25 protein-coding genes are annotated in these 25,997 nt (G+C 60.6%); 7 read left to right on the top strand and 18 right to left on the bottom strand.

The window, feature by feature from the left end:
* Window positions 1-9: 9 nt before the first annotated feature.
* On the bottom strand, window positions 10-441 hold the full coding sequence (locus CD351_RS10100; protein WP_111992534.1) for a hypothetical protein: 432 nt from the start codon (window positions 439-441) through the stop codon (window positions 10-12).
* Window positions 438-1,850 (bottom strand): 2-oxo acid dehydrogenase subunit E2, encoded by a 1,413-nt coding sequence (locus CD351_RS10095; RefSeq protein ID WP_111992533.1) that lies wholly within the window; start codon window positions 1,848-1,850, stop codon window positions 438-440. Before CD351_RS10095 ends, CD351_RS10100 begins: the two co-directional genes overlap by 4 nt.
* Before the next feature lie 176 nt (window positions 1,851-2,026).
* Between CD351_RS10095 and CD351_RS10090 the strand changes: the two genes are divergently transcribed.
* Window positions 2,027-2,479, top strand: a complete 453-nt coding sequence (locus CD351_RS10090; RefSeq protein WP_111992532.1) for a universal stress protein — start codon at window positions 2,027-2,029, stop codon at window positions 2,477-2,479.
* A gap of 33 nt (window positions 2,480-2,512) precedes the next feature.
* Here CD351_RS10090 and CD351_RS10085 read toward each other — a convergent pair whose 3' ends face one another.
* The 9 genes from CD351_RS10085 to radA all read right to left on the bottom strand — a co-directional run bounded on the left by CD351_RS10085 (window position 2,513) and on the right by radA (window position 12,877).
* Window positions 2,513-3,025: a peroxiredoxin-like family protein gene (locus CD351_RS10085; RefSeq protein WP_255413055.1), complete on the bottom strand. Its 513-nt coding sequence runs from the start codon at window positions 3,023-3,025 to the stop codon at window positions 2,513-2,515.
* A gap of 55 nt (window positions 3,026-3,080) precedes the next feature.
* On the bottom strand, window positions 3,081-5,384 hold the full coding sequence (locus tag CD351_RS10080; protein WP_111992530.1) for a ribonuclease R family protein: 2,304 nt from the start codon (window positions 5,382-5,384) through the stop codon (window positions 3,081-3,083).
* 36 nt (window positions 5,385-5,420) lie between these two features.
* On the bottom strand, window positions 5,421-6,965 hold the full coding sequence (gene proS / locus CD351_RS10075; protein WP_111992529.1) for a proline--tRNA ligase: 1,545 nt from the start codon (window positions 6,963-6,965) through the stop codon (window positions 5,421-5,423).
* A gap of 64 nt (window positions 6,966-7,029) precedes the next feature.
* Window positions 7,030-7,617, bottom strand: a complete 588-nt coding sequence (phaR, locus tag CD351_RS10070) for a polyhydroxyalkanoate synthesis repressor PhaR (protein ID WP_111992528.1) — start codon at window positions 7,615-7,617, stop codon at window positions 7,030-7,032.
* A 103-nt stretch (window positions 7,618-7,720) separates the two neighbouring features.
* Window positions 7,721-8,788 (bottom strand): alanine racemase, encoded by a 1,068-nt coding sequence (gene alr, locus CD351_RS10065; protein WP_111992527.1) that lies wholly within the window; start codon window positions 8,786-8,788, stop codon window positions 7,721-7,723.
* Window positions 8,778-10,457 (bottom strand): MFS transporter, encoded by a 1,680-nt coding sequence (locus CD351_RS10060; protein WP_111992526.1) that lies wholly within the window; start codon window positions 10,455-10,457, stop codon window positions 8,778-8,780. Before CD351_RS10060 ends, alr begins: the two co-directional genes overlap by 11 nt.
* Window positions 10,458-10,523: 66 nt before the next feature.
* Window positions 10,524-10,961 (bottom strand): iron-sulfur cluster assembly scaffold protein, encoded by a 438-nt coding sequence (locus CD351_RS10055; RefSeq protein ID WP_111992525.1) that lies wholly within the window; start codon window positions 10,959-10,961, stop codon window positions 10,524-10,526.
* Window positions 10,961-11,497: a CvpA family protein gene (locus tag CD351_RS10050; protein WP_111992524.1), complete on the bottom strand. Its 537-nt coding sequence runs from the start codon at window positions 11,495-11,497 to the stop codon at window positions 10,961-10,963. The genes CD351_RS10055 and CD351_RS10050 overlap by 1 nt, the downstream gene beginning before the upstream one ends.
* A 12-nt stretch (window positions 11,498-11,509) precedes the next feature.
* A complete protein-coding gene (gene radA / locus CD351_RS10045) occupies window positions 11,510-12,877 on the bottom strand; it encodes a DNA repair protein RadA (RefSeq protein ID WP_111992523.1) in 1,368 nt (455 codons plus the stop codon).
* A 72-nt stretch (window positions 12,878-12,949) separates the two neighbouring features.
* Here radA and CD351_RS10040 point away from each other — a divergent pair, with 72 nt between their 5' ends.
* Window positions 12,950-15,280 (top strand): patatin-like protein, encoded by a 2,331-nt coding sequence (locus CD351_RS10040; RefSeq protein WP_111992522.1) that lies wholly within the window; start codon window positions 12,950-12,952, stop codon window positions 15,278-15,280.
* Window positions 15,281-15,288: 8 nt separating this feature from the next.
* On the opposite strand, the gene CD351_RS10035 is transcribed toward CD351_RS10040, so the two are convergent.
* The 3 genes from CD351_RS10035 to dnaK all read right to left on the bottom strand — a co-directional run bounded on the left by CD351_RS10035 (window position 15,289) and on the right by dnaK (window position 19,437).
* The gene (locus CD351_RS10035) at window positions 15,289-16,182 is read right to left on the bottom strand and encodes an MBL fold metallo-hydrolase (RefSeq protein WP_111992521.1); all 894 of its coding nucleotides are present in this window, start codon (window positions 16,180-16,182) and stop codon (window positions 15,289-15,291) included.
* 78 nt (window positions 16,183-16,260) lie between these two features.
* Window positions 16,261-17,415: a molecular chaperone DnaJ gene (gene dnaJ / locus CD351_RS10030; RefSeq protein ID WP_111992520.1), complete on the bottom strand. Its 1,155-nt coding sequence runs from the start codon at window positions 17,413-17,415 to the stop codon at window positions 16,261-16,263.
* A gap of 87 nt (window positions 17,416-17,502) precedes the next feature.
* Entirely contained in the window at window positions 17,503-19,437 is a 1,935-nt protein-coding gene (gene dnaK, locus CD351_RS10025; protein ID WP_111992519.1) for a molecular chaperone DnaK, read from the bottom strand.
* A gap of 181 nt (window positions 19,438-19,618) precedes the next feature.
* Between dnaK and CD351_RS10020 the strand changes: the two genes are divergently transcribed.
* A complete protein-coding gene (locus CD351_RS10020; protein ID WP_234027098.1) occupies window positions 19,619-20,125 on the top strand; it encodes a copper chaperone PCu(A)C in 507 nt (168 codons plus the stop codon).
* A 138-nt stretch (window positions 20,126-20,263) separates the two neighbouring features.
* On the opposite strand, the gene CD351_RS16110 is transcribed toward CD351_RS10020, so the two are convergent.
* On the bottom strand, window positions 20,264-20,371 hold the full coding sequence (locus CD351_RS16110) for a CxxxxCH/CxxCH domain-containing protein (RefSeq protein WP_111993698.1): 108 nt from the start codon (window positions 20,369-20,371) through the stop codon (window positions 20,264-20,266).
* Between the two features lie 368 nt (window positions 20,372-20,739).
* Between CD351_RS16110 and CD351_RS10010 the strand changes: the two genes are divergently transcribed.
* Both CD351_RS10010 and CD351_RS10005 read left to right on the top strand, forming a co-directional pair.
* Window positions 20,740-21,216, top strand: a complete 477-nt coding sequence (locus tag CD351_RS10010) for a peptidase S1 (protein ID WP_111992518.1) — start codon at window positions 20,740-20,742, stop codon at window positions 21,214-21,216.
* Window positions 21,217-21,231: 15 nt separating this feature from the next.
* Window positions 21,232-21,900 carry a crotonase/enoyl-CoA hydratase family protein gene (locus tag CD351_RS10005; protein WP_111992517.1) on the top strand — a complete coding sequence of 223 codons (669 nt, stop codon included), beginning with the start codon at window positions 21,232-21,234 and terminating at the stop codon, window positions 21,898-21,900.
* 464 nt (window positions 21,901-22,364) lie between these two features.
* Here the strand turns inward: CD351_RS10005 and grpE are convergent, their stop codons facing one another.
* Window positions 22,365-22,949: a nucleotide exchange factor GrpE gene (grpE, locus tag CD351_RS09995; RefSeq protein WP_111992515.1), complete on the bottom strand. Its 585-nt coding sequence runs from the start codon at window positions 22,947-22,949 to the stop codon at window positions 22,365-22,367.
* Between the two features lie 18 nt (window positions 22,950-22,967).
* Window positions 22,968-24,008 (bottom strand): heat-inducible transcriptional repressor HrcA, encoded by a 1,041-nt coding sequence (hrcA, locus tag CD351_RS09990; protein ID WP_111992514.1) that lies wholly within the window; start codon window positions 24,006-24,008, stop codon window positions 22,968-22,970.
* A gap of 81 nt (window positions 24,009-24,089) precedes the next feature.
* Here hrcA and rph point away from each other — a divergent pair, with 81 nt between their 5' ends.
* Complete coding sequence (gene rph / locus CD351_RS09985; protein WP_111992513.1) at window positions 24,090-24,803, top strand: ribonuclease PH; 714 nt, start codon at window positions 24,090-24,092, stop codon at window positions 24,801-24,803.
* Window positions 24,800-25,447: an RdgB/HAM1 family non-canonical purine NTP pyrophosphatase gene (rdgB, locus tag CD351_RS09980; protein WP_111992512.1), complete on the top strand. Its 648-nt coding sequence runs from the start codon at window positions 24,800-24,802 to the stop codon at window positions 25,445-25,447. The genes rph and rdgB overlap by 4 nt, the downstream gene beginning before the upstream one ends.
* On the opposite strand, the gene CD351_RS09975 is transcribed toward rdgB, so the two are convergent.
* On the bottom strand, window positions 25,444-25,971 hold the full coding sequence (locus CD351_RS09975) for a CAP domain-containing protein (protein ID WP_111992511.1): 528 nt from the start codon (window positions 25,969-25,971) through the stop codon (window positions 25,444-25,446). The two genes, rdgB and CD351_RS09975, sit on opposite strands and share 4 nt — an antisense overlap.
* Between the last annotated feature and the right edge of the window lie 26 nt (window positions 25,972-25,997).

Raw genomic sequence — 25,997 nt, 5'->3', positions numbered from 1 at the left:
AGATGCCGATCAGCCAAGGACAGCCCCGCCCATGATCATGTCGCGCTTGGGTTTGAGGATCCAGTACCAGCCCAGAACCGCAAAGGTGATCGCGGCGATAAAGGCGGGCACTCCCAAAAGGACAATTCCCCGCTCTCCGCCAAGGACGAAGCTGGCGAGGATCAGCATCACCCCGGACAGCAATCCCGTGATCATCACGGTCGTCGGAGAATGGATCAGGTGGCGCGACGATAGAAAGTAGGTGAGCAACGCCGTCGGCAGCCCGATTGCAAAGCTACCGAGAAGCGCGAAGCCAAACGACGTCAGCGCGGCCTCTTGGCCAAATTGCGGCGCGCCGGTCAAAAGGGTCTGCACAAGGCCCAGTAACGCGACATACCCCCAAGCCGCCACCGCCGCGCAAAGCGCGATGATCACCGCCTTGCCGATCAGGGCAAGGTTCACACCACCAGCCCCATCGGGTTCTCGATCAGCGTCCGCAGTTGATCCATCAGTTTCGCCCCGTCCACGCCATCAATCGCGCGGTGATCGAAGCTGCCGGTGGCGCTCATCACCGTGGCTACAGTCAGTTCGTCATCGACCACATAGGGCCGCTTTTCGCCTGCGCCCACGGCGAGGATCATGCCCTGCGGCGGGTTGATGACCGCGTCGAATTGTTTGGTTCCGAACATGCCGAGGTTGGACAGGCTGGCCGTGCCGCCCTGATATTCGTGCGGTTGCAGCTTGCCGTCGCGCGCCTTACCCGCAAGCTCCTTCATCTCGGCGGAGATGTCGGCAAGGCTCTTGCGGCCCGCATCGCGGATGATCGGGGTGATGAGGCCGCTGGGCGCCGCCACCGCGACCGAGATATCGGCGCGCGAATATTGGTGCATCACATCGCCTTGAAAGCTCACATTGCACTGCGGCTCGCGGGTGAGCGCCTTGGCCAGTGCCTTGATAATCAGGTCGTTGACCGAAAGCTTCACCCCGTCCGCTTCGAGCGCGGCGTTCAATTCGCTGCGCAGCTTGAGCAGCGCATCGAGCCGGATATCGACCGTGAGGTAGATATGCGGCACGGTCTGCTTCGCTTCGGTCAGGCGGCGCGCGATGACTTTGCGCACATTGTTGAGCTTGAGCTCCTCGTAAGGCGCATCGAGATCGTTGGCGGGCTGCTTTGCGGCTGCTGGTGCAGGCGCGGCCTCGTCCTTCTTGGGCGCGGCGGGTGCGGGGGTGAAGGCGTCCACATCGGCCTTGATGATCCGGCCACCCGGACCTGAACCGGAGATTTCGCCCAGCGTGTATCCCGCATCCGCCGCCAGCTTGCGCGCAAGTGGCGATGCGATCACGCGGTTCCTTGAACGCGCGACGGTCTGGGGGCTTCCGCCTCCGATGGCCGCTTCGACGTCCGATTTCACGATCCGGCCCTTGGGACCGCTGCCTTCGAGGCTCGACAGGTCAACGCCTTCATTGACCGCGATCCGGCGCGCTAGCGGGCTGGCCTTCACGTCGTCATTGGCGTGGTTGGAGTTGGCAGGCGCGGGAGCGGGGGTCGCAGCGGGTTCGGGAGTGGGCGCGGGAGTTGGCGCAGGGGTGGCATCGGCCGAAGGTGCGCTCACATCGCTGACATCCTCGCCCTCTTCGGCCAGCATCGCGATAACGGTGCCGACGGAAACATTCTCGGTGCCTTCCTCGACGAGGATCGCGGCAAGCGTTCCTTCGTCCACAGCTTCAAATTCCATCGTCGCCTTGTCGGTCTCGATCTCGGCCATGATGTCGCCCGATGCGATTTCGTCGCCGACCTTGACCAGCCAGCGGGCAAGCGTCCCCTCCTCCATCGTGGGCGAAAGGGCGGGCATTTTTAGTTCGATTGCCATGTGTGCGTTTTGACTCCCATGCGCCCGGTACGGCCAGCCGTGCCGTAGGGGCGTTCGACCCGTTTAGTGTCTCGTGCGCATGTCGCAAGTCCTGCCTTGAGAAGTTGGCCCGACTTGCAAAGTGAAGCGAATAGCCGGATACCACACACTTGTTGAGGGTGGGCTGAAAGCAACGAATGCGTACATTCCTGATCGTGATGGACGAAAGCGACGAAGCGCGCGCGGCGATGCGATTTGCGGCGCGCCGTGCGGTTCAGGTTGGCGGCGCGGTGCATATCCTTGCACTGGTGGCACAGCAGAATTTCAGCGCTTTTGGCGGGGTGCAGGCCACGATCGAGCAGGAAGCGCGCGACCGCGCGGAGATTCTCGCGCACGGGGTTGCCGGGAATCTGCTGGCGGAAAGCGGCATCATGCCGACCATTTCGGTCAAGATCGGCAAAGGCACACAGATCGTCAGCGAGTTTCTGGAACGCCATAGCGAAGTCGCTGCACTGATTCTTGGTGCTGCGGCAAGCGGTGCGCCCGGCCCTCTGGTGACCCACTTCGCCGCAAATGCAGGATCGCTCCCCTGCCCGCTTTATGTGATTCCTGAGGGGTACGACGAAACAAAGGCCGATCACGAAGCGTGACCGGCCTTTTGTCTTCTGCGCTTCGGGGACAGCTTAAGTGAGCGTACCGCGCGTCGGGTAATCGTTCTTGGTGATGTAATCGATGCCCTCTAGCAGGTCATCGAGCGGGGGGCGCGTGAACGGCGCGTTCTGGATGCTTGCGAAATACAGCGTCCCGTCGGGCCGCACGAGGAACATGCCCGGTTCGGAGAATTTGTCGGGTTCCTCGCTCCCCTCTCGCTTCTCTGAAATATACAGCCCCCATTCGCGGGCGGTCTCGTCGCTCATGTCATAGGCGAGCGGGACATCGCCCGTCTCCCATTCCTGATCGACAACCATTGCGCGTTCTTCGGAATCCATCGAAGCGGCGACTACGTTGATGCCGCGCTTTGTGAATTCATCGAGCTTCGAACCGAGCTCGGTCAGCTGGCCCTTGCAGACCGGGCAGTGTTTGCCGCGATACATCACGACGAGCGTAAAGGTCTCGGGGTCTTGTTTCGACAGGTCATAGCGCGCACCGATGGTGAGCGGCAGGTCGAGTGCGGGGACTTGGGTTCCGGGCTTGATGATTATTGTTCTCCTTTGCCTCGCTTACGTCTGAGAGAGCCAAAGGTTTCGCCAGCTATTTCCGTTTTCTTCCCTGATGGCGAATGTTACCCGGTCGCCCGCGTTTGCCGACCTGGAATTTGCCCGCTTTCCTGGGCGGTTTGCCCGGACGACCATAGCGAGCCGCAGGACGGTTGCCGCGTGCTTCGATGGCGTTTCCGTCTTCGTCCACCGGCACGAATTTGAGCGCGCCGGTGAGCGGGTTCGCCTCGGCCAGTTGCAAGGTCAGTCGATCACCCGCGGCATAGGTCGTCCCGGTCTGCTCCCCTACCAGCGTCTGTGCTGCCTCATCATGGCGGAAGTGCTCTGCGCCAAGAGTAGACACCGGCACCAGCCCATCGCCGCCAAGGCCGACGATGGTTGCGAAAAAGCCGAAGCCCTGCACCCCGGTGATGCGTGTGTCGAAATTCTCGCCCACGCGGCCCGAAAGCCAAGCGGCGACATACCGGTCAATCGTATCGCGCTCTGCTTCCATGGCGCGGCGCTCGGTCTGGCTGATCGCGTCTGCGACTTCCTGCAAGGACTTGCGATCCTTGTCCGACAGACCCGTCGAGTCCGGCAGCGAGCCGGGCGGTTTGGGCTGCTCCAGCTTGTAGGCATCGACCAGTGCGCGGTGGACCAGAAGGTCGGCATACCGGCGAATAGGTGAAGTAAAGTGCGCGTAGGAGCCGAGCGACAGGCCGAAATGTCCGGCATTGGACGGCCCGTAATAGGCCTGCATCTGGCTGCGCAATACCGCTTCCATGACCTGCGCCTTCTCGCTCTCGTCGGTCACGTCCTTCAGCATGCGGTTGAACAATCCCGGCGTCACCACCTGACCCAGCGCGAGCTTCTTGCCCATGGTCGCCATGTAATCGCGCAGCGCGATCAGCTTGTCGCGGCTCGGCGGTTCGTGGACGCGGTAGACCACTGGTGAAGTCTTCGCCTCCAGCGCCTTGGCAGCTGCGACATTGGCCGCGATCATGAAATCCTCGACCACGCGGTGCGCATCGAGCCTTTCGCGAACGGCGATCTCGGCGATCTGGCCTTCTTCGTTCAAGACCACACGGCGCTCTGGCAGTTCGAGTTCAAGCGGATCGCGCGCCGCGCGGGCCTTGGCCAGCAATTGCCACGCACCCCACAGGTTCGTGAGGAACTGCGGCGGGTCGCCTTCATCGACCGCTGCCTGCGCTTCCTCGTAAGGAATGACATGAGCAATCCGAACCAGCGCGCGGGAGAAGCGGACATTGCCGACCTTGCCCTCTGCATCGATGTGGAAGTGGCAAACCATCGCTGCGCGGTCTTCGCCTTCGCGCAGAGAGCAGACATCGGCGGAGAGAATCTCCGGCAGCATCGGGACAACGCGGTCGGGGAAGTAGACAGAATTGCCGCGCTTCCTCGCTTCCTTGTCAAGCGCTGAGCCCGGACGGACGTAGAAGCTCACATCGGCAATCGCGACCTTAGCGTCGAAGCCGCCCTTTCCATCAGGCTCGGCCCAGATTGCATCGTCGTGATCGCGCGCGTCGGCAGGGTCGATCGCAACGATGGGCAGATCGCGCAGGTCCTCGCGGTGCTTGTCCGATAGTTTGAGGTCGGCTGCGCGCTGGGATTCCTCGTGAACGCCTTCTGGGAAGACGTGGGGAATGCCATGCTTGGCAATGGCGATCAGGCTAAAGCTCTTTGGAGCAAGCGGATCGCCGATCACCTCGACCACGCGCACGCCCGCCCGTTCGGATCGCCCGGCCTGTTCAGCGAGCACCAGCTGGCCTTCCTCCGCGCCGCCCAGATCGCTGATCGGGGTTGAGCGACGGATGCGCTTGTCGACCGGCGCGAGCCACGGCTTGCCTGACCCGTCCAACTCCACCACGCCCATCAGCCCTTCGGTGCGGGCAGGCAGCTTCTTGATTGGATAAGCGACCCAGCCGCGCTCGGTCTCCTCAGTGCGTGAAAGCACGCGGTCGCCGCGCTTCAGCGCTGCTGCACGCTTGCCCCCGCGTCCTTTCAATTCGCGAACCGTCAGCCGGGGCGGCTTGTCCGGCGCATCAGGTGACCAGTTGTCGGGGACCGCAATCGCTTCGCCATCCTCGATCTCGACCACGCGCAGCACCGTGACTTTCGGCACCCCGCCCATGAGATGATAGGCGGTCTTCCTGCCGTCGATCAGGCCTTCTTCGGCCATGTCCTTGAGCAGCTTCTTGAGGGCAATCTTCTCCTGCCCTTTCAGACCGAAAGCGCGCGCGATTTCACGCTTGCCTGCGGGTGTGTCGGAAGTCTGGATGAACTCAAGAACCTGCTTCTTGGTGGGCAGGCCCTGAGGGCGCGGGGTTTTGCGATTTGCCATTGCACGCCCTCTAACCGTGTCAGAGGGGCTTGGCTATCAGTAAGCCCGCGCGACCAGCACTCGCTCAACAGCCGGATCGCCGGTGAAGATGCAGGTGCCGTCCGCCGCCTTGGCATTGCGAGGGACGTTGCGTAGGGTCAGTTTTTCAGCCTTCAGCTGTTCGACCACCTTTTCCAGCACTGCGCCGCTTGGCTTGGCCCATTGGACCTCGACCCAGCCTGGATACTTGCCGTTCGACTTGAAGAAGTCCTGAACCTCGCGCCACTCGGTAATGCCGCGCGTGATGTTGGCATCGCGGCGATCGCGCGCTTCATCGAACAGGCTGGATTGAATATCTTCAAGCAGCGCCGAAGCGCCTTCGATGAACTCGCCCTTTGGAGTGAAGGCCATGGCGGGTTTGCCGTTTTCCAGATTCCACAGGGCATCGCGGCGCAGGACTGCGACCTTGCCTTCGTCCATGTCGCGCGGACCGACTTCGACAATGACAGGAGCCCCCTTGCGCACCCAGGCCCAGCGCTTGGCAGCGGCTTTGCCCGGTGACTTGTCCAGCAGTACGCGCACAGGCTCACCCATGCTCCATTGCGAGGCGAGCGCCGCGCGCACTTCCTCGCAATAGGCCAGAACCGCGTCATCTTCAGGCTTGTCGCGCAACATTGGCAGGATGACGATCTGATGCGGAGCGATCCGCGGCGGGACGCGCAAGCCATCGTCATCGCCATGCGTCATGACAACACCGCCTATAAGACGGGTGGACGTGCCCCAGCTTGTCGTGTGGCACAATTGCTGCGTGCCTTCCTTGTCCTGATACTGGATCCCAGCCGCACTCGCGAAACTGGTGCCGAGATAATGCGACGTGCCCGCCTGAAGCGCCTTGCCGTCCTGCATCATGGCTTCGATCGACCAGGTTTCATCCGCGCCGGGGAAGCGCTCGTTCTCGGGCTTTTCACCGGCGATCACGGGCATGGCGAGGTCTTCTTCGACACAGGCGCGGTACATCTCTAGCGCGCGGTGCGTTTCTTCAAGCGCCTCTTCGCGTGTGGCGTGCGCGGTGTGACCTTCCTGCCAGAGAAATTCGGAGGTGCGCAGGAACATACGTGTGCGCATTTCCCAGCGCACGACGTTGGCCCACTGGTTGAGCATGAGCGGCAGATCGCGCCAGGACTGGATCCAGCGCGCCATCGCATCGCCGATGATCGTTTCCGAAGTTGGACGAACCACAAGCGGCTCTTCCAGCTTTGCTTCAGGATCGGGGATCAAGCCGCCCTCGCCGTCCGCAATCAGACGATGATGCGTGACTACCGCCATTTCCTTGGCAAAGCCGTCAACATGGTCGGCCTCCCGCTCAAAATTGGCGAGCGGAATGAACAGCGGGAAATATGCGTTGGCGATGCCGGCTGCCTTGATCCGATCATCCATCAGGCGCTGAACCCGCTCCCAGATACCATAGCCCCACGGCTTGATCACCATGCACCCGCGCACGCCCGATTCCTCGGCGAGATCGGCTGCCGAGATCACTTCCTGATACCATTTGGCGAAGTCGTCTTCGCGCTTCACATTGAGCGCGTGCCTGATGTTAGCCACTGATTGTCCTGCTTAGATTTGTTCTGTTCTGGCCCATGCCGGGATTGCGGCAGGGTTGGTGGCCTTATTTGGCGAGATCGTCCAGCTTCTTTTGCATCGCTGCCATCTGCTCGCGCAACACCGCGATTTCTTCGCTCGAACTCTCGTTGGCGGACTGTTCGGGCTTGGCCGTCTTGCCCAATCCCTTGGCTCCTGGGATCAGGGTTTCAGCCGCCGCGCGCATCATCGCCATGTTGGTTTCGTGGATCGCGGTGAGAGGATTGTTCGCCATGCCCTTCTCGAACGCTTCGCGGATCTTCGTCTGGTTATCGCGAAAATTCTGCATGCTCGCTTCAAGATATGACGGCATCATCGTCTGCATGGAATTGCCGTACATGCCGATCAGCTGGCGCAGGAAGCTGACAGGCAGCATCTTCCCACCATTCGATTCCTCTTCCATGATGATCTGGGTGAGGATCGAACGGGTGATGTCCTCACCGCTCTTCGCGTCGAACACCGCGAAGTCGACATTCTCGCGCACCATCTTGGCGAGATCGTCGAGCGTGATGTAGCTCGAACTGGCGGTGTTATAGAGGCGCCGGTTGGCGTATTTCTTGATTACGATTGCGCCATCCGCGCCACCGGCGGCGTCTTCGGTTGCCTTGCGAGCCATATTTCTCAATCCCAATGCGACGTCTCGTGATTGGGGTGTCTTAGCATTTGCACAATGTGCAGCGCAATAACTCGCACCGGAATGTTCGCAGTTGCGAAAATGGTCAGGACCAATGGCGCAAACGGCGTCCCAGAACGGTCAGCAATTCATACTGAGAAACAGAGCTTTGCCGCGCAGCATTGGCGAGGTCGAATGGCACGTCGAGCCAATCGCCTTCCTTCACATCAGGCGCATCGGCGAGGTCGACAACGACCATGTCCATCGACACCTTGCCGATGAGGGGCAGGCGCTTGCTTTCGAAGAGGAATGCTTCGCCCGGTCCGCGAGCCCGCAGGAACCCATCCGCGTAACCGATCGAAACCGTCCCGACGCGCATCGGTTCGGAGGCGACAAATTCGCCGTTATATCCGACGGCATCCCCCGGCTTGAGGTTGCGCGTTTGCAGCACGCTTGCGCGCAGATAAGCGACCTGTTTGATTTGCCCTTCGAGCTCCCGGCGCGGAATACCCCCGTACAAGGCCAGCCCCGGACGGGTGAGGTCGAAGCTGTAGTCGGCACCAAGAGCAATTCCCGCACTGTTCGCAAGGCTCTGCCTTCGGTGACGCACCGATCCAAGGCTATCGCGATAAGCGGCAAGCTGGCGCGCATTCATCGGGCCATCCTCGTCACCGCTCGCCAGATGGCTCATCGCGATATCGATATCGAGCGCGGCAATGGCGGGGTCGGTCACTTCGGAGGGGTGAATTCCAAGCCGATTGATCCCGGTGTCGATCATCAGGTGACAGGTGCCCCCACCGCACTCGGCCCAGAGCCTCGCCTGATGCAGCGAATTGATGACCGGCACTATTCCCATGTCGCGGGCATAGTGCGCTTCCTGCCTCGTCACCGGACCTTGCAACACCGCGATCTGTCCGGGCGCTATGTAATGAGAGAGTTCGTCCGCCTCGTCCCAATTGGCAACGAAGAAGGATTGGCAGCCCGCTTCGACCAGTGCAGGCACACAGATGCTTACGCCCAGGCCATAGCAATCGGCTTTGACTGCGGCCCCGGCACTGGCGCTGCCTGACAGCCTGTCGAGCAAGCGCCAGTTGTCCTGCAAGGCAGACGTATCGACCCGCAATTCGTTGCCGCTGGGCGGCAGGATGGCCGATCCCGCCTTGTCAGACTGCATCGTCTTGGAAGTCCGTGGGCGGACCACCCTTGAGGCCGAACCACGCGACCACCAGGCCGAAGGCGACCACCACCCATGTGTACCAGAGCCCGGAATACACATTGCCGGTACTCGCCACGATGATGCCGGAAATAAGCGGGAGGAACCCGCCAAGATAGCCGGCACCGATATGATACGGGATCGACATCGACGAATACCGGATCTTGGGCGGAAACATCTCGGACAAGAGCGCGGCCACCGACCCGTAAGTCAGCGCGGACAAGGCGCCAAGGCCAAGCAATATTGCGATAATGCCGAGCAGATTGGCGACAGGTGGCTGCTGCGGTTGGAAGTCGAAACCATATTGGGAAAGCGCCTCGCGAATGCCTGCGCTGCGCGCGGTGCCGCTTTCCATCCATTCATCCGCAATCGCGATATCGTTGCCGGCGGCCGAGAGGCTGAGCTCGCCGCCTTCGTTGAGCGTATATCGCACGCCCGAAGCCGTCAGCGTCTCAAGCACCTTTCCGCAATCGGTCTGTTCGCGGTCAAACAGTTCGGCAAAGGGATCGGTCACGCAGCCCGGTCCGCTTACCACAACAGGCGAACGCTCGGCAGCGTCGGAAAGCCCCGGATTGGCAAGCGCGCCCAGCCCCCAGAAAGCCGGGAAAAGCGCAAGCAAAGTGATCGCCGCGCCCACCGTAATCGGCAATTTGCGCCCGATCGTGTCCGACCACTTGCCCACGAAAATGTAGAACGACATCGAGATCGTTCCCGCGATCAGCAGCACCCAGTTCACCGTCAGCGGGTCCATGTTCATCGGTCCGCGAAGGAAGCTGAGCGATGAAAAGAACGCGGTGTACCAGATCGTCGTCAGGATACCGGTCACACCGAACAGCGCGATGAAGATACGGCTCTTGTTGCCCGGGAAGGTGAAGCTCTCGATGAAGGGATTGGCCGAGGTTTCGCCCGCCTCTTTCATCGCCTGGAACACCGGGCTTTCCGACAGCATCAGTCGCATCCAAAGGGAGATGGCGAGAAGCGCAATCGAGAGGAGGAAGGGTATGCGCCAGCCCCACGCCTCAAAGCTTTCGGTATCCATCAGCGCGCTGGTCGAAAGCACAACGATGATCGAGAGCACAAACCCGCCAACGACGCTTGCCTGGATGAAGCTGGTGTAGAAACCGCGTTTGTCCGGCGGCGCGTGTTCGGCAACATAGATCGCCGCTCCGCCATATTCACCGCCCAGCGCCAATCCTTGCAGGATGCGCAGGAAGATCACGATAAGCGGCGCTATCACGACGTAGGACGCGCCATAATTCTCTTCGAGATAAGTCACGGTAGGGATCAAGCCTACGCCCGCCGTGGCGATGCCCATCAAGGTCACTGTCACGAGGAACGTGTATTTGCGCCCCAACCGGTCGCCGAGAAACCCGAACAGGATCGCGCCGATCGGCCGGAAGGCAAAGCCCACGGCAAAGGTCGACCATACCAGAAGCAGACCGAGTGTCGGATCGTCCACGTCGTAGAACGCGTCTTTCAAAATGTAGGCAAGCGTTCCGTAGATAAAGAAATCGTACCATTCGAAAATCGTACCAGCGCTCGATGCGCCGACGACAAGCCGGATTTCCTTCGCGCTTGGTTCTCTATCCGCAAGCGCGCCGGCTTCGCTGGTGCCCGTATTTGCTGACATGGTTCCCCGTATCGTTATGTCTGTCGCAAGTTCTCCGGTCGCCTCAAACCGGAAAGGACACCTGCCTTAGCTTGGGGTTTGTGCTGAGGAAAGCGCATCGACCATCGCCTTCCACGGCAGCAGCAGCGCAGCGTGGCGTCCCTTGTGAGGAAGCGCAGGCTCCAACGCGTCAAATCCGGGCCAGTCAGGCAGCGGTCCGTTGCCTGCGAGCCAGATTTCGATTTCGGCAAGCGTGGAGGCGAATGCACCGGCCGAGACCTTCTCAGCCGATAGCGCGAGTATGGCCGCCGAACTTTGCCCGACCGCGCATGCCGTTACCTGCATTCCCGTGTCGGCGACCTGCCCGCGTTCGTCGAGATTGGCCCCGATGACGATTAAGCTCCCACAGGTGCGCGAGCGCGCCTCGGCGCGATAATCGAATGTCTCGGACAGCGGGAAGCGGGAAAGCTCAGCCGACAGCGCAAGAAGGCGCGGGGTGTAAAGTTTGGTCGAAGCGCTCGCCATTATTCGGCGGCCGCGTTGTCCTCTGCCGGATCCTCGCCCCGCAGCTCTGCACGGCGTGAGGCGATCATCTGGACAAGTTCGCGCGAGAACGCATCTGCGGCCGCGTAGGTGCGGGCCTGCGTGATCCAGTCCGGACGGCCTTTATAACCCCACACCGAATCGAAGCCGAGCACCAGCACCGAGAACGCAAAAATAACGATGATTGCGCCCTTGAGCGCACCGAAGCCAAAGCCCAGCACCCGGTCGATCGGGCCGAGGATCGAGCCACGCGAGGCCTCTCCGACATTGCTGGCGATCACTTTCATCGCGGCATAGGGAATGAGCAGCAAAAGGACGAAAGCCAGCAGCGGCGTTGCAGGTTCTGCGTCGAGATATTGACGCATTTGTTCTGTGACCGGAGTGTGTAGATAGTAGACAGAAAAAGCCGCAAGAATCCACGCAGCGAGGCTCAGCACTTCCTGCACAAGCCCGCGCATGAACCCGCCGATTGCCGCAACAGCGACGATAATAAGCACGATAATGTCGAACAACGTCATGGGGCCGATGAATTATGAGTTGCCCATCACATGGTCAACGAGGTTCGCGAGTTGTCCCAACCCGGTGTATTGCACCTTCGACGAACCGGTCTTGGCATCCGACGGGCCGAATCCACGCGCGAATCCGAGCTTGCCAGCTTCGCGCAGTCTCAGCTCGGAGTGGGCAACAGGACGAATCTCGCCCGAAAGCGAAACTTCGCCGAACCATGCGCTTTTGTCGGGCAATGGTTTGTCAGCCAGCGCTGAGACAAGCGCAGCGGCCACCGCCAGATCTGCCGCAGGATCGGACAAACGATAGCCGCCCGCAATGTTGAGATAGACTTCCGCACTGGAGAAATTGAGGCCGCAGCGCGATTCCAGCACTGCTAGCAACATCGCCATGCGCCCGTTGTCCCACCCGACGACGGCGCGCCTCGGCGTCGCGCCTGATTGCAGGCGCACGATCAGCGCCTGTATCTCGACCAGCACCGGCCTTGTCCCTTCGAGCGCGGGAAACACCGAACTTCCGGCCAAGGGAGCATCGCGCCCTGAAAGGAACAGCATCGAGGGATTGGAAACCTCATCCAGTCCGCCGCTTGCCATCGCGAAAACGCCGATCTCATCTACGGCGCCAAAGCGGTTCTTGAGAGCGCGCAGGATTCGGTATTGGTGACTGCGTTCACCCTCAAAGCTCATCACCACGTCGACCATGTGTTCCAACACACGCGGCCCAGCGATACTGCCATCTTTCGTGACGTGCCCGACCAGCATCAGCGCTGTGCCGGTGGACTTGGCAAAGCGGATCAGTTCGAGCGCGCAGCCCCGCACCTGGCTGACCGTGCCCGGCGCGCCTTCAATCGTGTCGGAATGCATGGTCTGTATGGAATCGATGATCAGAAGCGCAGGTGGATCTCCCTGACCCAGCGTCGTGAGGATATCGCGCACCGAAGTTTCGGAAGCGAGCCGGATCGGCGCATCGGCCACGCCCAACCTTTGAGCGCGCAGCCTAACCTGCCCCGCAGCCTCTTCCCCGCTGACGTAAACGACGTCGTTTCCTCCGCGCGCAATCGTCGCTGCGGTCTGGAGCAAAAGGGTCGATTTTCCGATCCCCGGATCACCGCCCATCAAGACCGCTGAACCCGGTACAATACCCCCGCCCAAAGCGCGGTCGAACTCTGCCAGTCCCGTCGATTTGCGAACAGGCAGTTCTGCAGGACGATTGAGCGGGATGAATTCGATCCCCCTGCCCCCGCTCGACAGGTCATGTTTTTGCGAAAACACCGTCGCGGGCGCATCCTCGGTGAGGGTGTTCCACTCTCCGCAATCGGCGCATTGCCCCTGCCAGCGCGGGCTTACCGCGCCGCAATTTGCACAGACATATCGGCGTTTCGTCTTGGCCATGCGGCGATCTGTAACCAGAACATTTGTGGAACGCAATTGCCTTTGTCCGCTATCCACGGCATCAATCGCGCCATGCGGCAAAAGGAACTTCGCTTCGCTCTGGTCTGCTATGGGGGCGTTAGCCTTGCCGTCTACATGCACGGCGTGACCAAGGAGATATGGCACCTCGCGAGAGCTAGCCGGGCGCATCACTCCAGGGACAACATGGAACTGCCCGGCGGTGTCGCAGAGGTCTATCGCAAATTCCTTCAGCAGATCGAAGGTGAGCACCAGCTGCGCCTGCGGGTTCTGCCCGATATCCTCACCGGCGCGAGCGCGGGCGGGATCAACGCCATCTTTCTGGCGCAAGCAATGCATTCGGGCCATTCGCTCGAGCCCTTGACCGACCTTTGGCTTGAAAACGCGGATGTCAGCGAGCTGACCGACCCCGATGCGCAGCCCATGTGGCGCTATGCCAAGTTCTGGGCGCAACCTATTGCAAACTGGTTTCTTTCTCGTCCGGGCAACGCGGTAAGCGAAAGCGTGTCGCCAGAAACCCGTGACGAGGTGCGCGACAAGGTTTCGAAACTTGTACGAGGTCGCTGGTTCAACCCCCCATTTTCAGGCGACCGGTTTTCGGCGATGCTTTTCGAAGCGTTCGAGAGCATGGCGAACGAAGTGCCCGGACCCCCCTTGCTACCACCGGGCCACCCGCTCGACCTGCTTGTCACGGCAACCGATTTCCGCGGTCATCCAGAACTGCTGCGTCTCAACTCGCCACCGCTGGTCGAGGAGACGGAGCACCGAATGCCCATCGACTTCCGATCGCTTGCAACCGAGCATAGCGGCGAGGAATTGGCCGATCCGCTCGAACTGGTCTTCGCCGCGCGCGCCACCGCGAGCTTTCCCGGCGCATTCCCTCCGCTGATCGTCGACGAGATCGACCGGCTTGCTCTTCATGAAGGACGCATGTGGGAAAACCGAGGGAGCTTCCTGTCGCGGATCATGCCGACCCATGTCCGGCAGAATACCGTCGATAACGTCGCGCTCATCGATGGAGCGGTTCTGGTCAACGCACCTTTTGGCGCGGCTTTCGAAGCGCTCTCAACGCGCACATCCCAGCGCGAGGTCGATCGACGTTTTGTCTACATCGAACCGCGCCCTGATCGGCGCAAGCTCAGCGCTTCCGACGAACCGCAGCCAATCGGATGGTTCAGCGCAATCTTCGGGTCGCTTTCAACGATCCCGCGTGAACAACCAATCCGTGACGACCTTGAGCGGATTGAGCTCCAATCCAAGGACGCGGCCCGGTTGCGCCGGATAGTCATGGGTTTGCGTCCTGAGATTGACAGGGCGGTGGAGCGATTGTTCGGGCGAACCTTCTTCCTCGATTCCCCCACACCCAAGCGGCTCGGTAACTGGCGTGCAAAGGCTCAACAGGCCGCAGCGGAGAATGCTGGATATGCGTTTGGCGCCTATGCGCAGACCAAGTTCAGCGCCATCGTCGATCGCCTCGCCCATCTGACTCATGCCGCCGCTCCCGATCTTGCTCTCCCGGATTGCAGCCCCATAGCAACTGCGCTGCGCCAAGAACTGTCGCGGCGCGGATTGGAGGAGCTGACACAGGATAATGGCGGCGCGCGTGAACAGGCAATCCGTTTCTTCCGCGCTCACGATATCGCCTTTCGCACCCGGCGCCTGCAATTGCTCGCCCGGCGGCTCTCCCGCGATTGGGAGGTCGACCCCGAAATACCTGATGATGCGCTCGATCTGGCTCGTGAGAAAATCTACGATATCCTCGCGCTCTATCGTGCAGCCGACGACAATTCGATGCTCGGCGAACGCTTTGAGCAACTCGCGATGGAGGTGCTGGAGAAGCCGGGCGCCGTGCTCGACTTTCTCGAAACGCAGCGCCTTCTGCCCGAGACCGACCTGATGGCTGAACACAAGTTCGCAGACGCTCTCGCAGAGATGCCGAAGAACCTGAAACGGCGCATGTTGCTCACCTATCTGGGCTTTCCATTCTACGATGTCGCAACGCTACCCCTGCTCCAGAGCGAGGGGCTGGACGAATACAATCCGGTCAAGGTCGATCGTATCTCTCCCGACGATGCACGTTCGATCCGGGACGGTGGCACGCGTGCAACGCTGCGCGGGATTGAGTTCTACAACTTCGGAGCGTTCTTCAGCCGCGCCTATCGCGAGAACGATTACCTATGGGGACGCCTGCACGGAGCAGAGCGCATGATCGACCTTGTGGCCTCGACCGTCGATGGTGGCATGCAGCACAGCACGATCCAGTCCGCCAAGCGCGACGCTTTCCTCGCAATCCTCGACGAAGAGGTCGAGGCCGGTCGATGCAGGGGTCACATGATCGCGAAAATTCGCGCGGAGATCGAGGAGCGAATGGGCACCCCCGTCTGATATCCTGCCTACTCGGCGCTGTTCCAGATAGCGGTTACGAACCCGTCGGCGTCGATAAAGCCTTCCCCGCGCTCGAAATCATCGAGCAGGCGTGCGTCGATGGTCTGATCCAGCGAATTGCCTTCTTCGCGAGAGGCCTCAACGCGGCTCACCGCCTCGCCAACCATGGCGCGGTAGGCCTCAAGTTCAGCTTTATTCGACATCGGGCCGTGGCCGGGAATGACCTTGGTCTCATCGTCGATCATCATGATGATAAGATCGAGCGTTCGCATCGCGTTGTAGACGTTTCCGCCCGAGGCGACGTCGATGAAGGGGAAGCCGGGGATCTTGAAATAGAGATCACCCATATGGACGATGTTGTCCTCCTCCCAGAACACCACGCTGTCGCCATCGGTGTGTCCGCCGCCGAAATACATCAGGTTGATCGTGTCACCGTTGAGATGGAACCGCATGCCCTGCGGGTAGGTGACAACCGGCAGAGCTTCCTTGGGTGACGGGCCGATGGTCCGCTCACCGCGTTGCTGCGGTTCGGAAAGTCGGATGCGGACGTTGTCGTGCGCGAATATTGTCGCGCCGCTCTCGCCAAAATGCTCGTTCCCGCCGGTATGGTCGCCGTGCCAGTGCGTGTTGACGAGATATTCCACCGGCGTTGCACCCAGCGCGGCGATCGCAGCCTCGATTGCGGGAGCCATCGGCGCAAACTGGTCGTCGATCAGGATTGTCGCGTCTTCTCCGTAGGACACGCCCATATTGCCCGCGCGGCCAGTGAACAGCACCGCGATGCCCGGCGCGAGAACTTCCGTGCGGATTTCTGGCTGGTTGCCCTGATCCTGCGCCGCAAGGGGTGCCGCAGCGAGCAGACTGGCAGTGGAAATGGCGATGGTGATGGCAGTACGGGTCATGGGCCTCTCCCTCTAGATCGGAGAGAGGCCTACGCCTGACAGTCTTGCTTGTCGAGCCGGCCTGACAGCCACGCAGCGTCAGCCGCCGAAGGCTTCCTTGATCTTCGAGAAGAAGCTGCGGCTTTCCGGACATTCCTCACCCGTTTCCGTTTCACGGAACTGTTCGAGGATTTCACGCTGCTTGCGGGTGAGCTTGGTCGGCGTCTCGACCATGACTTCGACCACGAGATCGCCACGTCCGCGCCCTTGCAGTACGGGCATACCGGCACCGCGCACGCGCAGCTGCTTGCCAGACTGGATGCCGACGGGGATTTCGACCGTGTTGGTCGAACCGTCGAGGTCGGGGATGTCGACACTGCCGCCGAGCGCCGCTGCGGTAAAGCTGATCGGAACGCGCGTCGCCAACGTCGTGCCCTCGCGTTCGAAGAGCGGGTGCTCTTTCACGTGCACGAATATATAGAGATCGCCCGGAGGGGCACCGCGCTGACCTGCCTCGCCCTTGCCCGACAAACGGATGCGCGTGCCGGTGTCGACGCCCGGTGGGATATCGACCTGAAGCGCCTGAGCCTTGTCCACCCGCCCTTCGCCGCGACAGTCGCCGCATGGGTCTTCGATGACCTGACCGCGCCCGCCGCAAGTGGGACAGGGGCGTTCGACCACGAACAAGCCCTGCTTTGCGCGAACGGAACCCTGCCCATGGCAAAGGTTACAGGTGCGCTCGCTCGTTCCGGGCGCCGCGCCCGAACCGTCGCAGGTGTCGCAGCTTTGCGAGACTTCGATCTCGATCTCGGTAGACTTGCCGTGGAAGGCTTCGTCGAGCGTGACCTGCATGTCGTAGCGCAGGTCTGCGCCGCGGCGCTGGCGTTGACGCTGTGCGCCCATCCCGCCGCCGCCAAAGGCGCTGCCGAAAATCGTTTCGAAAATGTCGCCGATATCGGCAAAGCCATCAGGGCCGTGGCCGCCGCCCGGACCGCCCCCAAAACCACCGGCACCATTCATGCCTTGAGTGAAAGCATCGTGGCCAAAGCGGTCATAGGCCGCGCGCTTTTGCGGATCCTTGAGGCATTCATAGGCCTCGTTGCAGGCCTTGAACTTCGCTTCCGCCTCTGCGTTACCCGGATTGCGGTCCGGGTGCCATTTCATCGCAACCTTGCGATAGGCCGACTTTATCGTCGAGCCGTCGGCATCGCGCGACACTTCGAGCAGGGAGTAATAATCTGTCTGGGTAGCCATTAGTGTACCTTCCAACCGCCCTCGCCCGGCCCGCGCTTGGCGTGCTGAGCGAGGGGGTCTAGCGGGTTAATCGCCCAAGGAACTAATTCAGCCCTTCTTGTCTTCGTCGACTTCCGAGAACTCGGCGTCGACAACTTCTTCGTCGCTCTCATCTTCAGAAGCGGTTTCTTCGCCAGCATCGCCACCTTCAGGCGCAGCGTCTTCCTGCTCCTGCTTGTAGATTTGCTCGCCCATCTTCATCGCGACCTGCGTGAGTTCCTGAGCCTTGGCGTTGATCTCGTCCGCATCGTCGCCTTCGAGCGCGGTCTTGGTTGCGGCAATCGCTTCCTCGACGGCAGTCTTGGTTTCGGCGTCGATCTTGTCGCCGTTTTCCTGAAGCTGCTTTTCGGTCGCGTGGACAAGGCTGTCGGCCTGGTTGCGGGCTTCGGCACCAGCGCGGCGCTTCTTGTCCTCTTCTGCAAACTTCTCAGCATCCTGAACCATCTGGTCGATATCAGCATCGCTGAGACCGCCCGAAGCCTGGATCTTGATCGTCTGCTCCTTGCCGGTGCCTTTGTCCTTTGCAGCGACGGAAACGATACCGTTCGCGTCAATGTCGAAAGTCACTTCGATCTGCGGGACACCGCGCGGTGCCGGCGGAATGCCTACGAGGTCGAAATTGCCAAGCAGCTTGTTATCGGCCGCCATTTCGCGCTCACCCTGGAAGACCTTGATCGTCACCGCGTTCTGATTGTCTTCGGCGGTCGAGTAGGTCTGGGTTTTCTTGGTCGGGATCGTCGTGTTGCGATCGATCATGCGGGTGAAGACACCGCCCAGCGTCTCGATACCCAGCGAAAGCGGGGTCACGTCGAGCAGCAGCACGTCCTTGACGTCGCCCTGAAGGACGCCAGCTTGGATGGCAGCACCCATGGCGACCACTTCGTCCGGGTTCACGCCGGTGTGCGGCTTGGCTTCGAAGAACTTCTCAACCACTTCGCGAACCTTGGGCATGCGGGTCATGCCGCCGACCAGGATCACTTCGTCGATCTCGTCCTTCGAAACGCCAGCATCCGCAAGCGCCTTCTTGCACGGATCGAGCGTGCGGTTGATCAGGTCGCCAACCATCTTTTCGAGGTCAGCGCGGCTGATCGTTTCAACAAGGTGCAACGGGGTGGATGAGCCGCCTTCCATGCGAGCGGTGATGAACGGCAGGTTCACTTCAGTCGTGGCCGAGCTCGAAAGTTCGATCTTGGCCTTTTCTGCCGCTTCCTTGAGGCGCTGAAGAGCGAGCTTGTCGGTCTTCAGATCCATGTTTTCCTTCTTCTTGAAGGACGCGGCAAGGTGCTCGACAATCGCATTGTCAAAATCTTCACCGCCAAGGAAGGTGTCGCCGTTGGTCGACTTCACTTCGAACACGCCATCGCCGATCTCGAGGATCGAGACGTCGAACGTACCGCCGCCAAGGTCATAAACGGCGATGGTCTTGCCGTCTTCCTTGTCCATGCCATAGGCGAGCGCTGCCGCAGTCGGCTCGTTGATGATGCGAAGGACTTCCAGGCCAGCGATCTGGCCTGCATCCTTGGTTGCCTGACGCTGGGCGTCGTTGAAGTATGCAGGGACCGTGATGACGGCCTGCTCAACCGTTTCGCCCAGATAGCTCTCGGCGGTTTCCTTCATCTTCTGAAGGATGAAGGCCGAAATCTGCGAAGGCGAATATTCTTCGCCGCCTGCTGAAACCCATGCATCGCCGTTCTTGCCCTTGACGATGTTGTAGGGGACGATGTCCATATCCTTCTTGGTGGTAGGATCGTCAAAGCGGCGGCCGATGAGGCGCTTGATCGCGAAAAGCGTGTTGTCGGGGTTGGTGACGGCCTGGCGCTTTGCAGGCTGGCCGATCAGGCGTTCGCCGTCCTTGGTGAAGGCGACGATCGAAGGCGTCGTGCGCGCACCTTCCGAGTTTTCGATTACCTTGGGCTTGCCCCCATCCATCACAGCAACGCAGCTGTTGGTGGTGCCGAGGTCGATACCGATTACTTTACCCATGTTGTTCCCATCTTCTAGGTCTTGTTGGACACCGCGCCTTGCGCCTCCCGAATGCGGCGAGACGGCTCGGCGGCTCGATTTATGCTGGCGATATAGGTGCGGTTTTTCTTGGCACAAGAACCGCGCCGTTCTAGTTTTTGCATCATCCACACTGGTGGAACATTCACGGGGTATTTCAAAAATGAGCAATAATATGACGGGAGCAGCGATGAAACAGGCGGCATTTGGACTGGCATTGGCCGGGAGCATGGCCCTTGCCGCTTGCGGCGGAGAAGCCGAGGTGGCCGAGGAAGTCGCTCCCGAAGGCGTCATCGAAGGCGTGACGATCGAAAATCCGCGCATGGTTCTGGCTCCGGTCGCAGGCAATCCGGCGGCGATCTATTTCGACTTTTCTTATGACGGGGATCGCGCATTCTCACTTGGCCGTGTGTCGGTTGAAGGGGCCGAAAGCGCTGTCATGCACCAGTTCGGTGAGTATGATTTCGAAGTTCAGATGATGGAAGCGCTGCCGATCCCGGTGAAGAACGGGACCAAGGTCGAATTCAAGCCGGGCGACTATCACGTGATGGCCATGGGCGTTTCGCCTGACCTTCAGCCGGGTGACACCACTGAAGTCACTCTCACGGTTTCGGGCGGCAAGACTCACAAGTTCGACGCAGAAGTTCGCGCCGCCGGGGAAGAGCGCTGAACGACCGATCCTCGCTAGAAAACAAAGGCGCTTCGCTGCCCGCCTGTCCGGTGGGCGGCGAACGTCATCTGACGCCGGGTGAAGTCGCCATTGCGCGGTCCGTATTCGGTGATGCGATCGACTATGGTTCGGTGCAGATCAGACGGCGCAAATGGTTTCCCCTTCAACCCAGAAGGGTGACGATGGCGCCGCGCGGGCACGTGCATTTCCATCCCGATGGCAGCGCCTATTGTGACGACTTTTCAGACGTGAACATTCTGCGCCAAGGCCTGCTCATTCACGAGCTTACCCATGTGTGGCAGACGCAGACGCGCGGTGACTGGTACCTGATCCTCAATCGCCACCCGTTTTGCAAATACGATTACAGCCTGAAACCGGGTCAGCCCTTCAGAAAATACGGGATCGAGCAGCAGGCGGAGATCGTCAAACACGCCTTCTGGCTGCGGCACGGCGTCAAGGTCGCTGGCGTTGCCGACAAGGAAGCCTACGATGTCCTTGTCAGGTTCGAAGGTGCAACACTGCCAAGATAGCAAGTGGCCAAGCGGCCATTCCTTAGGCTAAGCCCGATTTATACACGCCGCGCGGGATTGTGCGGCACGAGAGGGGAACATCTCATGAAACGCATTTCCATCGCGCTTGCCACTGTTGCTCTGGGCGTATCCGGCACCGCTATCGCACAGAACCTTTTCGGCGAACCGAATTCGGGAACCGTGACCTTGTCCGCAAATTTTGAGGACGATCCGCGCACCGTTAGTGTCACTTCCGGAGGTGACCTTGATGTGAGCGAAGCTATCGAGGGATGCGTCGGCTACATCTCGGAAGATCCCGATGTGCGCCTCAAGTTCACAGCCGACGAAGGCCCAAGCGCGTTTCCGCTCTATATCTCGGCACGCTCGGATGAGGACACTGTACTTGTCATCAACGCGCCCGATGGCAACTGGTACTGCAACGACGACGGGCAGGAAGGGCAGAACCCCTCAATTGTCTTCGGCCCGGCACAGAGCGGCGATTATGAAATCTGGATCGGCTCTTACGAACAGGGCCAGTATTATGACGCGCAGCTCGATATCTCCGAGCTCGGCGGCCAGTAAGAGAGACCCGCTCACATGATCACTCATTCCACTCTTGATGGCGCACACGTCCTGACCATGGACGATGGCAAGGTGAATGCGCTCAACAAGGAAAAGCTCGATGCCCTGGTTGATGCGCTGGCCGAGTGTGCACAGGATCAGGCACCGGTCGCCATTCGCGGGCGCAAGGGTATCTTCTCTGCCGGCTTCGACCTCAAAGGTTTCGCAGCCGGACCGGAGACCGCAACTGCGCAGCTCCAGGCGGGCAAGGACGCGATCCTTGCGATCCTGCGTCACCCCGCTCCGGTGATTACGCTGTGCGAAGGTCATGCCTATCCGATGGGGGCGTTCCTGATGCTCGCGGCGGACAAGGCCATCGGCACTGAAGGCGAATTCGTGTGCGGAATGAATGAAAGCGCGATCGGCATGGCGCTGCCGATCTATCCGATGATCCTTGGCGCAGCGCGGCTTAGCCCGCACGGTCGCAAGGCAGTCGCCACGTCAGAAATGTTCGCTCCACACGCCGCGCGCGAAGTCGGCTATTTCGACAAAGTAGTTGCGCCCGAAGCGGTGGAAGCAACGCTCTCTGTCGAACTCGCGCACATGAAAGGCCTCAACCCGGGCGCCTTCAACGCGAACAAAGTGGCGATGAACCGAACGCTGATCGACCAGATCGAAGCGAGCCCTTTGCCGGATTTCGGGTGAGCTAAGTCGCGGGGAAATCTAATCGTAATCCTTGCGAAGATATGATCGGTCACGGTCATAGGCGTTCTTGAGATGTCGAGACTGATCGAATTCACGAGTTCGGGCTATCCTCGTGTCTCGAAGGATCAAGATCTCGTCAATTCCGAAACAATGCATGGCTATGCTCTGACCAAGTTCATCGGGGATGAACTGGAGAAGCGGGGTACGCCAGTCGATTACGTCGCAGAGGACTGGGGCTGGTACTGCTTCCTGGTCGATTCTGAGTGCCGCCTCGCTTACGAGGTCATGGCCGAAGACGACAGCGACGAGTTTCTCATCCAGTTTATCCCTCACAAACCGTACATTCGCAAAGGCTTCTTCAAAAAGTCGATATTTCCGAGCCGCTGCTCAAACTTCAAGCTGACGTGTACGAGATTCTCTCCGACCTGCCGACCTCCGGCTCTCCGCGTTGGATCGAAGAGTAATCAATCCGGCTTCTTCGCCACGCCGACCATTGCGGGGCGCAACAGGCGGTCTTTGATCATCCAGCCCGACTGCATTTCCTGGATCACCGTCCCCGGCTCATGGTCGGCCGAGGGGATTTCCATCATCGCCTGATGCTGATTGGGATCGAGCGGCAGGCCGACAGCGGCCACGCGCTCAACGCCGTGCTGCTTGAACACCTTTTCGAGCTCGCGCTTCGTCGCCTCGATGCCGGTCACAAGGCCTTTCATCTTGTCGTCTTCGCGCAAGCTGTCAGGAATCGCATCAACCGCGCGGCTGAGATTGTCCCACACGCTCAGAATGTCGCGGGCAAAGCCGGTCGCGGCATAGTTGCGCGCATCCGCGATGTCCTTTTCAGCGCGGCGGCGAACGTTCTGCGTTTCAGCACGGGCGTAAAGGACGTCCTGCTTGGCCGCTTCGAGATCACCGCGAAGAGCCTCGAGCGCTTCTCCCAAAGCACCCTGGCCTTCTTCTTCGTCAGCACCGTCATCGAGGAATTCCTCCGGCACGCCCTTCAATTCTTCTTCAGCTGCCGCATCCACCTGCGGCTTATCGTTGTCGATCATGTCTTTTGGTTTTCCTGATTAAGCGATCAGTTTGCCCAGTGAACGGGCTGTGAGATCCACCATGGGGACCACGCGCGCGTAATTCAAGCGCGTGGGCCCAATCACGCCAAGCACTCCGACCACGCGACCTTCGATATCGCGATAAGGCGAAGCGATGACTGAAGAGCCCGATAGACCGAACAACCGGTTCTCTGCACCTATAAAAATGCGCGTGGCGTCTGCCTCACGCGCGCTTTCGAGCAGCTGCGCGACCGATTGCTTGTTTTCAAGATCGTCAAGCAGCGAGCGGACCCGCTCGATATCGTCCAATGCTGCTTCATCAAGCAGGTTCGACGCCCCGCGAACGATCAGAACAGGACGCTCATCGGCATCCTCGCTCCATACGGCAAGGCCGCGCTCGACCAGGTCCTTGCTTGCATCGTCCAGTTGCGATTTGCCCGACTTGATCTCAGCCCGCATTGCCTGCGCCGCTTCAGAGAGGGTCCGCCCGGCAAGGCGCGAAGTGATGTAATTGCTTGCCGCTTCCATTGATCCGGCTGCAACCGGGTCGAGGTCGAGCACGCGGTTCTCCACCCCGCCATCCTCACCAACAAGCACGGCGAGCGCCCTGCCCTGTCCGAGGCTGACGAGGCTGAATTGCGCAAGGCGCTGTTCGCGGGTGGGCACCAGCACCATGCCTGCGGCTCCGGACAATTCCGATAGGAGCGCGCTCGTTTTTTGCAGCGCCTGTTCGACCGGTCCGCTTTCGGAGAGGCGGGCTTCGATCTGGGCGCGTTCCTCCGCGCTCGGTTCTGCTACCCGCATCATCCCATCGACAAAGATGCGAAGTCCCGCATCGGTCGGCATCCGGCCTGCACTGGTATGAGGCGCGGCAAGCAGGCCGAGCCCTTCCAATTGGGCAAGCACTGACCGGATCGAGGCTGGCGACAGGTTTAGCGCCCTGTCACTCGCCAGCGTTTTCGACCCAACCGGTTGCCCGCTGTCGATATATTCCTCGACCACACGCCGAAAAATCTCACGCGCTCGCTGGGTCAGTTCGGTAATCGGTGGAGAGGCCATGGTGGTAATCTTAGTCTTTGCGCTTGCGGCGACAAGCCTGCGGTGCCACTTGGCCCGCAACAAGTACATACGGAGTTACCAATGCGCCCTTCAGGACGTAGCGCAGACGAGATGCGCGCGATCACGATCGAGACCGGATATACCAAACATGCCGAAGGCTCCTGCCTCGTCAGCTTTGGCGACACAAAGGTCTTGTGCACCGCCAGTGTCGAAGAACGCATCCCGCCGTGGCTTCGTGGCAAAGGTGAGGGCTGGGTCACGGGCGAGTATTCGATGCTTCCCCGTGCCACGCACACCCGTGGATCGCGTGAAGCGGCCCGCGGGAAGCAGTCTGGCCGTACGCAGGAAATTCAGCGCCTGATCGGCCGGTCCCTGCGCGCAGTGGTTGACCTTCAAAAACTAGGTGAGCGTCAGATCACGCTCGATTGCGACGTCATTCAAGCTGACGGCGGCACACGCACGGCTTCGATATCGGGCGCATGGGTTGCCCTGCGTCTGGCGGTCAACGCGCTGATGGCGCAAGGTGCGATCAAGGACGACCCCATTACCGGGCAGGTCGCCGCGATCTCCTGCGGTATCTTCAAGGGAACGCCCGTCCTCGACCTCGACTATGACGAGGATTCCAGCGCGGATGCCGATGCCAACTTCGTCCTGATCGACGGCGGTCAGATCGCCGAGGTCCAGGCGACAGCAGAAGGCGCAACCTATGACGAGGAAGGCTTGCTTCGCCTGCTTCGCCTCGCCAACATCGGTTGCGATGCGATCTTCAAGGCGCAGTTGGACGCGGTGAAGTGAGCCCCGGAACGCGAAGACGCCTCGGAGGGGGATCGCTCGTCATCGCGACGCACAATGCTGGCAAGCTGAAAGAGATTTCAGCGCTGCTCAATCCTTATGGCCTGAAATGCATCTCGGCAGGCTCGCTTGGCCTTCCAGAACCGCCTGAGACGGGCACCACATTTGTTGAAAACGCGCTTATCAAGGCGCGGTCGGCGGCAGAGGCATCGGGGCTTGCGGCGCTCGCGGACGATAGCGGTTTGAGCGTCGACGCGCTTGGCGGACGCCCCGGCGTTTACACCGCCGATTGGGCCGAGAGGCAATGGTTCGAAGGGGATCCGGGGCGCGACTGGTACATGGCGATGGGCAAGGTCGAAGGCATGCTCCAGCAGCTTGGCCCTGACGCGGATAGATCAGCCGCGTTTCATTGCGTGCTGGCAGTTGCATGGCCTGATGGCGAACACGCTGTTTACGAGGGCAAGTGTCCCGGTGCGCTTACATGGCCGCCGCGCGGGACCATCGGCTTTGGCTATGACCCGGTTTTCGTCCCAGCCTCCCGCGATGGTGATGAAACCTTCGCTGAAATCGATCCTTCCGAAAAGCACGAGATATCTCACCGGGCCGACGCTTTCGCCAAGCTCGTCGCAGATCAGTTCGGGGTTTAGCGCCGGGCGAATCTTTCGCTCGGGGCTATTCGCTCTCCGATCACGTTGCCAGCGGGCCAGTAGCGACAGACAAGCACATCGAAGCGTGCCGAGCGCGCTGATGCACAGCCGACCTCCCTGGTCGAGGCCCAGACCATTTGTGTGTAATGGCCGACATCGGCCCAGTTACCGGTGCGCGAGACCTGCGGGAAGGTGCCGGATCGAAAATGCTGCTTCTCAGATGCGAGATGGACAATCATCTGGTGCGCGGTGAAGTAACCGGCGGTTCCCATCCAGAGATTCTCGCCTGTGCCACCTCTTGCGGCAGGCGGTGCGTGCCGAATGCGCTCTTCGTCGGCCAGCACTTCTGCCCAAGCGCGCGCTTCGCGTTCAAGCTTCCGCGACCAGCTGAGCGGTGCAACGCCAAACTCGGCCCGAGCAGCATTGTGCGCATCGAGCCAGCTGCCCTCGTCAGCACCAGCGGGAGCAGAACCAAGAACACTCAGGCCTGCGAAAAGACCGAGAATTGTCGCGCGTACTCTCATGGCCTAGAGAATGCCCTGCAAGCGTT

It is taken from the genome of Erythrobacter sp. KY5 (assembly GCF_003264115.1).
Lineage (GTDB): Bacteria > Pseudomonadota > Alphaproteobacteria > Sphingomonadales > Sphingomonadaceae > Erythrobacter.
The sequence above is the reverse complement of the archived record's forward strand: the minus strand, read 5'-3'. Positions and strand labels throughout refer to the sequence as shown.

Bases quoted from the DNA above. Each gene is read 5' to 3' on its own strand.
- CD351_RS10095 (WP_111992533.1), bottom strand. From the start codon at position 1,850: ATGGCAATCGAACTAAAAATGCCCGCCCTTTCGCCCACGATGGAGGAG.
- CD351_RS10090 (WP_111992532.1), top strand. From the start codon at position 2,027: ATGCGTACATTCCTGATCGTGATGGACGAAAGCGACGAAGCGCGCGCG.
- CD351_RS10080 (WP_111992530.1), bottom strand. From the start codon at position 5,384: ATGGCAAATCGCAAAACCCCGCGCCCTCAGGGCCTGCCCACCAAGAAG.
- phaR (WP_111992528.1), bottom strand. From the start codon at position 7,617: ATGGCTCGCAAGGCAACCGAAGACGCCGCCGGTGGCGCGGATGGCGCA.
- alr (WP_111992527.1), bottom strand. From the start codon at position 8,788: ATGCAGTCTGACAAGGCGGGATCGGCCATCCTGCCGCCCAGCGGCAAC.
- CD351_RS10060 (WP_111992526.1), bottom strand. From the start codon at position 10,457: ATGTCAGCAAATACGGGCACCAGCGAAGCCGGCGCGCTTGCGGATAGA.
- CD351_RS10055 (WP_111992525.1), bottom strand. From the start codon at position 10,961: ATGGCGAGCGCTTCGACCAAACTTTACACCCCGCGCCTTCTTGCGCTG.
- CD351_RS10050 (WP_111992524.1), bottom strand. From the start codon at position 11,497: ATGACGTTGTTCGACATTATCGTGCTTATTATCGTCGCTGTTGCGGCA.
- radA (WP_111992523.1), bottom strand. From the start codon at position 12,877: ATGGCCAAGACGAAACGCCGATATGTCTGTGCAAATTGCGGCGCGGTA.
- CD351_RS10040 (WP_111992522.1), top strand. From the start codon at position 12,950: ATGCGGCAAAAGGAACTTCGCTTCGCTCTGGTCTGCTATGGGGGCGTT.
- CD351_RS10035 (WP_111992521.1), bottom strand. From the start codon at position 16,182: ATGACCCGTACTGCCATCACCATCGCCATTTCCACTGCCAGTCTGCTC.
- dnaJ (WP_111992520.1), bottom strand. From the start codon at position 17,415: ATGGCTACCCAGACAGATTATTACTCCCTGCTCGAAGTGTCGCGCGAT.
- dnaK (WP_111992519.1), bottom strand. From the start codon at position 19,437: ATGGGTAAAGTAATCGGTATCGACCTCGGCACCACCAACAGCTGCGTT.
- CD351_RS10020 (WP_234027098.1), top strand. From the start codon at position 19,619: ATGAGCAATAATATGACGGGAGCAGCGATGAAACAGGCGGCATTTGGA.
- CD351_RS10010 (WP_111992518.1), top strand. From the start codon at position 20,740: ATGAAACGCATTTCCATCGCGCTTGCCACTGTTGCTCTGGGCGTATCC.
- CD351_RS10005 (WP_111992517.1), top strand. From the start codon at position 21,232: ATGATCACTCATTCCACTCTTGATGGCGCACACGTCCTGACCATGGAC.
- grpE (WP_111992515.1), bottom strand. From the start codon at position 22,949: ATGATCGACAACGATAAGCCGCAGGTGGATGCGGCAGCTGAAGAAGAA.
- hrcA (WP_111992514.1), bottom strand. From the start codon at position 24,008: ATGGCCTCTCCACCGATTACCGAACTGACCCAGCGAGCGCGTGAGATT.
- rph (WP_111992513.1), top strand. From the start codon at position 24,090: ATGCGCCCTTCAGGACGTAGCGCAGACGAGATGCGCGCGATCACGATC.
- CD351_RS09975 (WP_111992511.1), bottom strand. From the start codon at position 25,971: ATGAGAGTACGCGCGACAATTCTCGGTCTTTTCGCAGGCCTGAGTGTT.